This is a genomic window from Sphingomonas sp. 2SG (assembly GCF_005503285.1).
Classification (GTDB): Bacteria; Pseudomonadota; Alphaproteobacteria; order Sphingomonadales; family Sphingomonadaceae; genus Sphingomonas; species Sphingomonas taxi.
The window spans coordinates 18,289-29,633 of record NZ_SCMZ01000051.1 but is presented as its reverse complement, the minus strand read 5'-3'; the positions used below and the strand labels follow the sequence as shown (position 1 = coordinate 29,633).

14 protein-coding genes are annotated in these 11,345 nt (G+C 68.7%); 10 read left to right on the top strand and 4 right to left on the bottom strand.

Annotated features, from left to right (window positions below):
• On the top strand, positions 1–273 hold a 273-nt coding region (locus FFS23_RS16755), incomplete at its 5' end, for a helix-hairpin-helix domain-containing protein (protein WP_502702148.1).
• 6 nt (positions 274–279) lie between these two features.
• Here FFS23_RS16755 and FFS23_RS16750 read toward each other — a convergent pair.
• The 3 genes from FFS23_RS16750 to FFS23_RS16740 are packed head-to-tail and all read right to left on the bottom strand — an operon-like array spanning position 280 to position 3,315.
• The gene (locus FFS23_RS16750; RefSeq protein WP_137899502.1) at positions 280–678 is read right to left on the bottom strand and encodes an acyl-CoA thioesterase; all 399 of its coding nucleotides are present in this window, start codon (positions 676–678) and stop codon (positions 280–282) included.
• 10 nt (positions 679–688) lie between these two features.
• Positions 689–1,258, bottom strand: coding sequence for a DedA family protein (locus FFS23_RS16745; RefSeq protein WP_137899501.1), 570 nt, complete (start codon positions 1,256–1,258; stop codon positions 689–691).
• The gene (locus FFS23_RS16740; protein WP_137899500.1) at positions 1,255–3,315 is read right to left on the bottom strand and encodes a S9 family peptidase; all 2,061 of its coding nucleotides are present in this window, start codon (positions 3,313–3,315) and stop codon (positions 1,255–1,257) included. The genes FFS23_RS16745 and FFS23_RS16740 overlap by 4 nt, the downstream gene beginning before the upstream one ends.
• Before the next feature lie 148 nt (positions 3,316–3,463).
• Between FFS23_RS16740 and FFS23_RS16735 the strand changes: the two genes are divergently transcribed.
• A complete protein-coding gene (locus FFS23_RS16735; protein WP_137899499.1) occupies positions 3,464–4,396 on the top strand; it encodes a DUF808 domain-containing protein in 933 nt (310 codons plus the stop codon).
• Positions 4,397–4,574: 178 nt separating this feature from the next.
• Here FFS23_RS16735 and FFS23_RS16730 read toward each other — a convergent pair whose 3' ends face one another.
• On the bottom strand, positions 4,575–6,044 hold the full coding sequence (locus FFS23_RS16730) for an ATP-binding protein (protein WP_137899498.1): 1,470 nt from the start codon (positions 6,042–6,044) through the stop codon (positions 4,575–4,577).
• A 114-nt stretch (positions 6,045–6,158) separates the two neighbouring features.
• Between FFS23_RS16730 and FFS23_RS16725 the strand changes: the two genes are divergently transcribed.
• The 8 genes from FFS23_RS16725 to FFS23_RS16690 all read left to right on the top strand — a co-directional run bounded on the left by FFS23_RS16725 (position 6,159) and on the right by FFS23_RS16690 (position 11,336).
• Positions 6,159–6,698, top strand: coding sequence for a DUF1003 domain-containing protein (locus tag FFS23_RS16725; RefSeq protein ID WP_038664242.1), 540 nt, complete (start codon positions 6,159–6,161; stop codon positions 6,696–6,698).
• A 29-nt stretch (positions 6,699–6,727) separates the two neighbouring features.
• Complete coding sequence (locus tag FFS23_RS16720) at positions 6,728–7,471, top strand: YebC/PmpR family DNA-binding transcriptional regulator (RefSeq protein ID WP_038664245.1); 744 nt, start codon at positions 6,728–6,730, stop codon at positions 7,469–7,471.
• Positions 7,472–7,838: 367 nt separating this feature from the next.
• Positions 7,839–8,345 carry a crossover junction endodeoxyribonuclease RuvC gene (gene ruvC / locus FFS23_RS16715; protein ID WP_038664248.1) on the top strand — a complete coding sequence of 169 codons (507 nt, stop codon included), beginning with the start codon at positions 7,839–7,841 and terminating at the stop codon, positions 8,343–8,345.
• On the top strand, positions 8,342–8,938 hold the full coding sequence (gene ruvA / locus FFS23_RS16710) for a Holliday junction branch migration protein RuvA (protein ID WP_137899497.1): 597 nt from the start codon (positions 8,342–8,344) through the stop codon (positions 8,936–8,938). Before ruvC ends, ruvA begins: the two co-directional genes overlap by 4 nt.
• Before the next feature lie 319 nt (positions 8,939–9,257).
• Positions 9,258–9,464: a type II toxin-antitoxin system HicB family antitoxin gene (locus FFS23_RS16705; RefSeq protein WP_038664253.1), complete on the top strand. Its 207-nt coding sequence runs from the start codon at positions 9,258–9,260 to the stop codon at positions 9,462–9,464.
• Positions 9,457–9,672 (top strand): type II toxin-antitoxin system HicA family toxin, encoded by a 216-nt coding sequence (locus FFS23_RS16700; RefSeq protein ID WP_137899496.1) that lies wholly within the window; start codon positions 9,457–9,459, stop codon positions 9,670–9,672. The genes FFS23_RS16705 and FFS23_RS16700 overlap by 8 nt, the downstream gene beginning before the upstream one ends.
• The gene (ruvB, locus tag FFS23_RS16695) at positions 9,669–10,694 is read left to right on the top strand and encodes a Holliday junction branch migration DNA helicase RuvB (RefSeq protein WP_137899495.1); all 1,026 of its coding nucleotides are present in this window, start codon (positions 9,669–9,671) and stop codon (positions 10,692–10,694) included. Before FFS23_RS16700 ends, ruvB begins: the two co-directional genes overlap by 4 nt.
• Positions 10,695–11,024: 330 nt before the next feature.
• Positions 11,025–11,336, top strand: coding sequence for a YggT family protein (locus tag FFS23_RS16690; RefSeq protein ID WP_038664261.1), 312 nt, complete (start codon positions 11,025–11,027; stop codon positions 11,334–11,336).
• The last annotated feature ends 9 nt before the right edge of the window (positions 11,337–11,345 follow it).

The following is an 11,345-nucleotide window of genomic DNA, read 5'->3' as shown; positions in this document are numbered from 1 at the left end:
TCCCCCGCCCCTGCCCCGGCCGGCGAGTCGCCGGCCGATGCGCCGGTGGGGACGCTGAAGGGCCTCGGGCCGAAGCTCACCGCGCGGCTGGCCGAGCTGGGCATCACCACGGTCGGGCAGGTCGCGGCGCTGAGCGACGACGAGGCGATGCGGCTCGATGCGCAGCTCGGGCCGTTCGCCGGGCGGATCACGCGCGATCGCTGGATCGAACAGGCGCGCTTCCTCGCCGCGGGCGACCGCGCGGGGTTCGAGGCGGTGTTCGGCCGGCTCTGACGCCGGTCAGCGGTCGAGGAAGGGCGCGGCGAGGTCGGGCCGCACCCGCAGCAGCCGGCCCGTCGCGCGGTCGAGCAGCGCCCAGGTGGTGACCGCCTCCACCTTCACCTTGCCGTCGGCGCCGATGAAGCGGACGTGGCGGTCGAAGCGCGCGCCCTTGGGCGGTTCGGGGACCCAGGTCTCCCCCGTCACCGTCTCGCCGGCGGCGACGTTGCCGCGATAGTCGATCGCGTGGCGGGTCACGACCCACACCAACGCGGCACGGTCGGCCGCCGACGCGACCGCCTCCCAATGCGCGACGGCGATGTCCTGGATCCAGCGGACCCACACCGCATTGTTGACGTGGCCGAGCTCGTCGATGTCTTCCGCCGCGGCGGTGATCGACCGGGTGAAGCGACCGCTCATCGCTGCCCCCTCACCGCTGCCGCCGCCGACGCCACCAGCGGAAGGCGGCGAACAGCGTGCCGAGCACCACCGCCGCCAGCGCCACCCACAGCCATTGCCGGCCGTGCGGGCGATAGCGGCCGAGCAATTCGGCGATGCCGGTGCCGAAGACATAGCCGAGGCTGGTGAACAGCACGCCCCAGACCGCCGCGGCGATCGCGTTGATCCACAGGAAGGTGCGCGTCGGCACGTGGGTGGTGCCGATCGCGATCGGGCTGACCGTGCGCAGGCCGTAGAGGAAGCGGAAGATAAAGATGAAGCCGATCGGATAGCGTTCGAGCGTGTCGAGCGCCTTGGCGAAGGCGGGCTTCGACTGGGCGCGCTGCACCCAGCGATGGTCGCGGAAGCGCCGTCCGGCCGCGAAGAACGCCTGATCGGCGACGAACGAGCCGGTCGCCGCGGCGATCATCGCGCCGGGCAGCGACAGCAACCCCTCATGCGCGAACAGGCCGCCGGCGAGCACCATCGTCTCGCCCTCGATCCCCGCGCCGAGGAACACCGCGGCAAGCCCATATTGGGCGATGAGCGTCTCGATGCTCAGCGGTCGATCCCGAGCTGCCAGAGGACGAAGGCATGTTCCTCGGCGGCCTCGCGCAGCGATTCGAACCGGCCCGACTTGCCGCCATGGCCCGCGCCCATATTGGTCTTGAGCAGCAGGACGTTATCGTCGGTCTTGGTGGCGCGCAGCTTCGCCGCCCATTTCGCCGGCTCCCAATAGGTCACGCGCGGATCGTTGAGCCCGCCCGAGATGAACATCGGCGGATATCCTTGCGCGACGACATTGTCGTACGGGCTGTAGCTGCGGATCAGCTCGAACGCCGCCTTATCCTCGATCGGATTGCCCCATTCGGGCCATTCGCCCGGCGTCAGCGGCAGATCGGCGTCGAGCATCGTGTTGAGCACGTCGACGAACGGCACGTCGGCGATCACCGCGCCCCACAGTTCGGGATCGGAATTGACGATCGCGCCCATCAGCTCGCCGCCCGCGGAGCGGCCGGCGGTGGCGATGCGGCCGGCTTTGGTCCAGCCGGCGTCGATCAGCCCCTTTGCCACGTCGACGAAATCGTTGAACGTGTTAGTGCGCTTGTCGAGCTTGCCGTCGTGATACCATTGCTGGCCGAGGTCGTCGCCGCCGCGGATATGCGCGATCGCATAAGCGAAGCCGCGGTCGAGCAGCGACAGCCGCCCGGTCGAGAAGCCGGGCGGGATCGCATAGCCGTAGGCGCCATAGGCATAGAGGAACAATGGCTGCGACCCGTCGCGCTCGAACCCCGCGGGATAGACGATCGACACCGGGATTTCGGTGCCGTCGCGTGCGGCGATCCTGAGCCGCTCGGTGCGATAGCCCGCGGCGTCGTAACCGGCCGGAATCTCCTGCACCTTCAGCACTTCGAGCGCGCCGGTGGCGACGTCGTAATCGTAGACGGTGCCGGGCGTGACCATCGATTCATAGCCGAGCCGCAACGTGTCGACGGCATATTCGGGATTGTCGCCGAGGCCCGCGGCATAGCTGGCTTCGGGAAAGGCGATGCGCTGCGGTTCGGTCGGCGCGTCGTAGCGATGGATCGCGATCTGATCGAGGCCGTCCAGTCGCCCCTCGACGACGAAGAAGTCGCGATAGCATTCGACGCCGGTCATGTAGAAATGCGCGTCGGCGGGGATCAGCTCGTGCCAGTCGCCCGGCGCGTTGACGCTGGCGGTGCACAGCCGCCACATCGGGTCGGTGTCGTTGGTGTGGATGAACAGCGTGCCGTCATGCGCGTCGACGTCATATTCGCGCCCCTCCTTGCGGGGGGCGACGAGGATCGGCGTCGCCAGCGGGTCGTGCGCCGGGAGCAGCCGCACCTCGCTGGTGACATGGTCGCCGGTGCCGATCACCAGCCACTGGCGATCGCTCGTCTCGGCGACGGCGACGCGATAGCCCTCGTCCGCCTCGCGGAACAGCTCGACGTCGTCGCTCACCGGCGTGCCGAGCCGATGGAAGCGGGCATTGTCGGTGCGCCATTGCTCGTTGGCGAGGCCGTAGAGGAAGCCGGCATCGTCGCTGGTCCAGACGATGTCGGAGAGCATGCCGGGGATCACCTCGGGCAGATGCTCGCCGGTGGCGAGGTTCTTGACGCGCACCTCGAACCGTTCGGCGCCGCTGTCGTCGATGGCGTAGGCGAGATGGCGGCCGTCGTTGCTGACCGCAAAGGCGCCGAGCCGGAAATATTCCTTGCCCTCGGCGAGCGCGGGTTCGTCGAGCAGCAGCTCGTCGGGACCGCCGGCGACGGGCTTGCGCCACCATTTGCGATATTGGCCGCCGGTCTCGTAGGCGGTCCAGTAGAGCCAGTCGCCGTCCTTCTGCGGCACCGAGGATTCGTCCTCCTTGATGCGCGCCTTCATCTCTTCGTACAATCGGTCGACCAGCGGCTGGTGCGGCGCCATCACGCTTTCGAAATAGGCGTTTTCCGCCGCGAGATAGGCGAGCACGTCGGGGTCGGTGACCTCGGGATAGTTCGGATCCTTCAGCCAGGCATAGGAATCCTCGATGGTGATGCCGTGCGTGGTGAAGCGGTGCGGGCGCCGGTCGGCGACGGGCGGCGTGATATCGGTCATTCCTATGCCTTAGCTGCGCGATCGGGGGCCGTCATGCCCTTCCCCATGCAATCGGACGGTCGAGCAACAAAGCGGAAACACCTCGACCATTGAACCGTTCCGGCCGCGCCGCCATGGCTGCTCCCCGGACGATTGGGGGACATGGGACATGGCCGGCGGATTGGTTGCGCTGCTCGACGATATCGCGGCGATGGCGAAGCTCGCCGCCGCCAGCCTCGACGACGTCGCCGGCGCGGCGGGCAAGGCGGGGGCGAAGGCGGCGGGCGTCGTCATCGATGATACCGCGGTGACGCCGACCTATGTCGTCGGACTGAGCCCGGCGCGCGAACTGCCGATCATCGGCAAGATCGCGCTGGGGTCGCTCAAGAACAAATTGCTGTTCCTGCTGCCCGCGGCGCTGGTGCTGAGCGCGCTGGCGCCCTGGGCGATCACGCCGATCCTGATGCTCGGCGGCGCCTATCTGTGCTTCGAGGCGGCGGAGAAGATCGTCGGCGCGCTCACCGGCCACGGCCATGGCGACGATGCCGCGGTCGAGACCGATCCCAAGGCGCTGGAGGACCGGCAGGTGTCGGGCGCGATCCGTACCGACCTGATCCTGTCGGGCGAGATCATGGCGATCGCCTTGGGCGAGCTGAACGGGCAGTCGCTGGTCAATCAGGGAATCGCGCTGGCGCTGGTGGGGATCGCGATCACCGTCGGTGTCTATGGCGTCGTCGCGCTGATTGTGAAGATGGACGATATCGGCCTGCACCTCGCGCAGAAGCCGGGCGCGGGATCGCAGGCGTTCGGGCGCGGGCTGGTCGCGGCGATGCCGGTGGTGCTGAAGGCGCTGTCGCTGATCGGCACCGCGGCGATGGTCTGGGTCGGCGGCGGGATCATCGTCCACGGGCTGGAAGCGTTCGGCGTGACCGGCCTGCCGCACGCGCTCCACGCCGCCGCCGAGGGCGCGGCGCATGCGGTCGGCGTGCTGCCGGGGGTGGTGAACTGGGTGGTGACCGCGGTGGGATCGGGGATCGTCGGGCTGATCGTCGGCGGCGCGATCGTCGGGTTGCTGCATCTTGTGCCGCGCAAGGGGCATTGAGGGGCGCGCCTTATCAGGGCCCGACTGCCTGCCAAAAACGTCCCGTCACCCCGGACTCGTTCCGGGGTCCACCGGCCCACAAGGGCATGGATCGAGGCTCAAGCCGATCCCCTCGCCGCAGAGTGGACCCCGGAACAAGTCCGGGGTGACGGAATGCATTGGGATACGTCATCCCGATTCAGGAGGTCGCCTCGCTCGCCGCGGTGGTCCAGCCCAATCGCGGGATCGTGATCGAGCGTTTGCCCGACAGGTCGACCCGCGCGACGAACAGTTCGCGGCTCTCGATATAGCCGATCAGCCGCCGCACCCGCCCCAGCGAGCTCGTGCCGTAGGTCTCGGCCAGCGCCGTATCCGACGGACACGGCTCGCCGCCCTTCGCGGCGCGGGCGACCAGCAGGAAGGCGCCGATCATGTCGTCGGGCAGCGAATAGGCGAGCTCCATCGCCTCGGCCCATTGCGGGTCGGTGACGTCGAAAATCCCCGCGCGTGCCGCCGACAGCCGGCGGGTGAAGCCGGGCAGGTCGAGCGGCGGCTTGGCGAGGCCCGCCATGCGGCAGCGCACCTGGAAATCCTGGAACAGCACCGAGGGCGGGCGCAGCGCCGAATCGCGATCGGCGACGATCGCCTCCAGCACGCCCGCATAGATGCCCTCGACCTCCTCGTCCGACTTGTCGGGGAGCGGCGCCAATGTCGTCTGCTGCGACGCCGGCCGCTCGATCGTGTCGAGCAGTTCGTCCGCCGGCACCCGCCGCGGGCGCGAATCGAACGCCATCGGCAGTTGCGGCGCCGCGTCGGGCGGCGGCGCGAAGATCAGTTGCTGGAGGTTCTCCGCCGGCGCGCTCGGCAGCGGGGTCAGCTTGGGGCTGCCGCTGCGCGCCGAGGTGGCGACCTGGCCGATCTTTACCGTGATCGGGCGCCGCGACACCGCCGGCCCGAGCGCGAGGAAGGTGCCGCGCGCGAGATCGCGGATCACGTCGGCCTGCCGCCGTTCCATGCCGAGCAGATCGGCGGCGCGCGCCATGTCGATGTCGAGGAAAGTGCGCCCCATCAGGAAGTTGCTCGCCTCCGCCGCGACGTTCTTGGCGAGCTTGGCGAGCCGCTGCGTCGCGATCACCCCGGCGAGGCCGCGCTTGCGGCCGCGGCACATCAGATTGGTCATCGCCGACAGCGACGCGCGACGCACCTCTTCGGCGACCTCGCCGCCGGTGACCGGCGCGAACAATTGCGCCTCGTCGACGACGACCAGCGCCGGATACCAATGCTCCCGCGGCGCATCGAACAAGGCCGACAGGAAGGCGGCGGCGCAGCGCATCTGTCCCTCCGCCTCCAGCCCCTCGAGGCTGAGCACCACCGAGGCGCGATGCTCGCGCAGCCGGGTGGCGATGCGCGCGATCTCGGGCACCGAATAATCCGCCGCCTCGATCACGACATGGCCGTACGGCCCGGCGAGCGTGACGAAATCGCCCTCGGGATCGATCACCACCTGCTGCACCTGCCCCGCCGAGCCTTCGAGCAGGCGGCGCAGCAGATGCGACTTGCCCGACCCCGAATTGCCCTGGACGAGCAGACGGGTGGCGAGCAGTTCTTCGAGGTCCATGGTCACGGGCGCGCCGCGGTCGTCGCTGCCCATGTCTACGCTGACGGTCATTGGTTGCGCGTTTGGCGTATCCGGGGGGGCGGGGGCAAGCGGTTTGCGTCCGGTTGCCGCCCGGCGACGCGTCCGGTACGCCACCGCCGCCCGCCCCGACCAAGGACGCTCCCGATGGCACAGCTCCCCCTCGCCGATCTCGCCCAGCGCCTGTTGCGCAAACCCGCGCATGCGCTCGATCCCGAGGAGCGGCGCGTCCTCGATTCGATCGATTCCGGCACGATCGTCAGCCGCGACGCCGCCGACGAGGCGGATGCGCGCTCGAGCCTCGGCGACCGGCTTGCCGACCGCGTCGCGGCGGTGGGCGGATCGTGGGGGTTCATCATCGCCTTCACCGTCGTGCTGCTCGGCTGGATGCTGCTCAACACCGACGTGCTCGCGCATTTCGGCATGGCGTTCGATCCCTATCCCTACATCTTCCTCAACCTGATGCTGTCGACGCTCGCCGCGATCCAGGCGCCGGTGATCATGATGAGCCAGAACCGCCAGGCGGCGAAGGACCGGCTCGCCGCCAGCCTCGATTACGAGACCAATTTGCGCGCCGAGCTCGACATATTGCGGCTGCACGAGAAGCTCGACGGGATCGTGCTCGACCGGCTCGCCGCGCTGGAGGCGAAGATCGACGCTCTGGCGAAAAGCGTACCCACCGCCTAAAGGCACAGGATTATTCGCTAGAGGCAGTCATGGCAGGCCATTCCAAGTTCAAGAACATCATGCACCGCAAGGGCGCGCAGGATAAGAAGCGCTCGGGCATGTTCTCCAAGCTCAGCCGCGAAATCACCGTGGCGGCGAAAATGGGGATGCCCGACCCCGACATGAATCCGCGGCTGCGCGCCGCGGTCAACGCCGCCAAGGCGCAGTCGATGCCCAAGGACAATATCCAGCGCTCGATCGACAAGGCGAGCCGCAGCGATACCGAGAGCTACGAGGAGATTCGCTACGAGGGCTTCGGCCCGGGCGGCGTGTCGCTGATCATCGAGGCGCTGACCGACAATCGCAACCGCACCGCGACCAACGTGCGCACCGCGGTCGCCAAGAACGGCGGCAACCTCGGCGCGAGCGGCTCGGTGAGCCATGCCTTCGACCGCGTCGGCCTGATCAACTATCCGGCGAGCGCCGGCGATGCCGAGAAGGTGTTCGAGGCGGCACTCGAGGCGGGGGCCGAGGACGTTTCCTCGTCCGAGGACGGCCACGAGATCTGGACCGCGGTCGGCGACCTGCACGAGGTCGCCAAGGCGCTGGAGCCGGTGCTCGGCGAGCCCGAGGGTGCCAAGCTCGCGTGGCGGCCGCAGACGATGGTGGCGGTCGACGAGGGCGATGCGGCGACGCTGTTCAAGCTGATCGACACGCTCGACGACGACGACGACGTGCAGACCGTCTGGGGCAATTACGAAGTCTCCGACGAGGTGATGGAGAAGCTGGGCTGACCTTGCCGGGTTCACGCGGAGGCGCGGAGGCGCGGAGGGTCGCGCCCGCGGCTGCCCGTTCCCGCGCCAGCGGGCCGCGACATCGGCCGGCGACGACACGGCATATCGGCCACGGACGCGACCTCTTCGCGTCCTCGCGTCTTCGCGCGAATCTGGTCCCCGGCGATCCGGGTAGAGCAGCTTTGGTTCACGCGAAGACGCGAAGCCGCGAAGAGGTTTTGCGCGCAGAGGCGCAGAGCGCGCAGAGGATGGTGCGTTCTGGACGGGCGTCTCGCTTATGGCTGAGCGGACATGCTGCCGCGCTCCTGACGCTCTCTCTGCGTCCTCTGCGCCTCTGCGCGCAAAATCCTTATTGCGTGGCGGCATCATGATCATTCTCGGCCTCGATCCCGGGCTCGGCACGACCGGCTGGGGCGTCATCCATGCCGATGGCAACCGGCTGTCGCACATCGCCAACGGACAGATCCGCACCGATCCGTCGATGCCGCTGCCACGGCGTCTGTCGAACCTGCATGCGGCGCTGATCGACGTGATCCTCACCGAGCGGCCCGACGGCGCCGCGGTCGAGGAGGTGCTGGGCAACACCAATGCGCAGTCGACGCTGAAGCTGGGGCAGGCGCGCGGCGTCGTGCTGCTCGCCGCGGCGGGCAACGGGCTGCATATCGGCGAATATCATCCCTCGACCGTCAAGAAGGCGGTGGTCGGTACCGGCGGCGCCGAGAAGCGACAGATCCAGGCGATGATGGCGGTGCTGCTGCCTGGCGCCAAGCTTGCCGGCCCCGATGCGGCGGATGCGCTGGCGGTGGCGATCACGCATGCGCACCATCTCGCCTCGGCACAGGGCATGGCGCGGCGGGCGCGGGTGACGGCATGATCGCGCATCTGAAAGGCCGGCTCGAATCGACCGGGATCGATTATGCGGTGATCGACGTCGGCGGCGTCGGCTACCTCATTGGCGCCTCGGCGCGGACGCTGGCGGCGATCGGCCCGGTCGGCGAGGCGGCGATGCTGCATACCGAGATGCTGGTCAGCGAGGATTCGATCCGCCTCGTCGGCTTCGCACGTGCCGAGGAGCGCGACTGGTTCCGCCTGCTCACCGGCGTGCAGGGCGTGGGCTCGCGCGTCGCGCTGGCGATCCTGTCGGCGCTCGACACGGCGGAGATCGCGCGCGCCGTGTCGGCGCAGGACAAGGCGATGGTGGCGCGCGCCAATGGCGTCGGGCCGAAGCTCGCCGAGCGGATCGTGCGCGAACTCAAGGACAAGGTGGGTACGGTCGCACTCGGCCCGGCGGCGGCGGCGCAGGTGATGCCGGTCGGCGCGGCGGCGGATGCGGTGTCGGCATTGCTCAACCTCGGCTTCCGCCCCGCCGAGGCGGCGAGCGCGGTCGGCGCGGCGGAGGAGGACCTCGGAACGGGCGCGACGCTCGACGCTTTGGTGCGGCTGGCGCTGCGCAAGGCAGCGAAGTAGCGGCCGCATTGCTGGACGCTCCGGCGAAACGGGACTATATCGGGAACATGGCGCAGCTTCACGTCTCCTTGCCGACGAAGACCACGCGATGAATCGATATCTGCCGGGTCGGCCATGATGCCGACGCGGTACGGGTGAAGGCGTCGATCGACGAAGGAAGCGGCTTCAGCTGTCATCGATCGACAGCCCCCGTCCGATCGGTGGCGAGCCGATCGACGATCCGGACCGGTGTCGTCGAGCAAGGCGGGGCGGCCCGGTGGTCACGCTGGCGCCGCATGCAGGGGCGAGCTAGCAACGAAATATTCCCGAGGAGGCTTGCATGCACGTGACCGCAATTCTGAGCCATGCCGACGAGGGGGGCTTTACCGCCTTCAACCCCGAAACCGGCACCGCCACGCAGGGCGAGACGCTCGACGAGGCGCTCGCCAATCTGCGCGAGGCCGTCGAACTGTATCTCGAGGAATTCCCGATGGCGACGCGTGCAGCGCCATTTGTCACCAGCTTCGATGTCGCGGTGCATGCCTAAGCTGCCGATCTTGTCGGGTGCGGAGATCATCCGGATGCTGGAACGACTGGGTTTCGAACAGGTGAGGCAGCGCGGCAGTCATGTCGTCCTGCGTCGCGGCGATTTTGGCTGCGTCGTTCCCCTCCACAAGGCGGTGAAGACCGGCACGCTGGCAGGCCTGCTCCGTCAGGCCGGCGTGACGATCGACGAATTGTTGGCAGCACATTGACCGACGACCGTCTCCTCTCCGCCAGCCGTCGTCCCGAGGACGTCGATGCGGCGCTCCGTCCGCGCAGTCTCGACGAGTTCGTCGGGCAGCAGGCGGCGCGTGAAAACCTGCGCGTGTTCATCGAGGCGGCGCGCGGGCGCGGCGATGCGCTCGATCACGTGCTGTTCTTCGGGCCGCCGGGGCTCGGCAAGACGACGCTGGCGCAGATCATCGCGCGCGAAATGGGGGTCGGCTTCCGCGCCACCTCCGGCCCGGTGATCGCCAAGTCGGGCGATCTCGCCGCCTTGCTCACCAATCTCGAGGACGGCGACGTGCTGTTCATCGACGAGATCCATCGCCTGCAACCCGCCGTCGAGGAGGTGCTGTATCCGGCGATGGAGGATCGCGCGCTCGACCTGATGATCGGCGAGGGGCCGTCGGCGCGCAGCGTGCGGATCGACCTGCCCAAGTTCACGCTGGTCGGCGCGACGACGCGGCAGGGGCTGCTGACGACGCCGCTGCGCGACCGGTTCGGCATTCCGGTGCGGCTGCAATTCTACACGGTCGAGGAACTGACCCGCGTCGTCACCCGCGCCGCCGGGCTGCTCGACCTCGGCATCGCCCCCGATGGCGCGAGCGAGATCGCGCGGCGCGCTCGCGGTACGCCGCGCATCGCCGGGCGGCTGCTGCGCCGGGTGCGCGACTTCGCCAATGTCGCCGGTACGCCGACCGTCGACCGCGTCGCCGCGGATCGCGCACTCAACCGGCTCGAGGTCGATTCGCTCGGGCTCGACGCGATGGACCGGCGCTATCTGCACATGATCGCCGACATCTATCGCGGCGGGCCGGTGGGCGTCGAGACGCTCGCCGCCGGGCTCAGCGAGCCGCGCGACACGATCGAGGAGGTGATCGAGCCCTATCTGATCCAGCTCGGCCTCGTCGCGCGCACCGCGCGCGGGCGCGTGCTCAATGCGGGCGGCTGGAAGCACCTCGGCCTCAACCCGCCCGCCGGATCGCAGGACGGCCTGTTCGACGTTCCCTGATGATCCGGTGTCGGCCCCGGGGCAGGCTGGCGCGTGGAGATGGCTCATGAGGATCGCGGCGAACCCTTCGGAAATCCCGTCACCCCGGACTCGTTCCGGGGTCCACCGGGCCGCATGGCATCGGCCTGAGCCTCCAACCTTTCTCCTCGCCGCAGAGTGGACCCCGGAACGAGTCCGGGGTGACGGCGTAAGCTCGGATGGCGCGCGGCCAATAGGAACGGCCATGTTCCACCGCCCTGCGGTCTGGAGAGCGTCTTCCACCTACAAACGCTGTTCGCCGCGCCCCGGACAGGCTAGATCGACCGCCACATTCTTATCCCGGAGCCTCGCGTGATCGCGCTTACCCTCATCCAGATCATCCAGGTGCTGCTGAACGTGCTGTGGTGGATCATCATGATCCAGTTCGTGCTGTCGCTGCTGATCGTGTTCAACGTCATCAACACCTCGAACAATTTCGTCAGCCAGCTGCATTACGGCCTCGATCGGCTGACCGAGCCGCTCTACCGGCCGCTGCGCCGGATCCTGCCCAACATCAGCGGCATCGACCTCGCGCCGCTGGTGGTGCTGATCATCATCCGCATCCTCGACAGCGTCATCCTGCCGAACATCGCGACCAGCCTGCTGGTCAACGGCGCGGTCTGATCCGCCGCC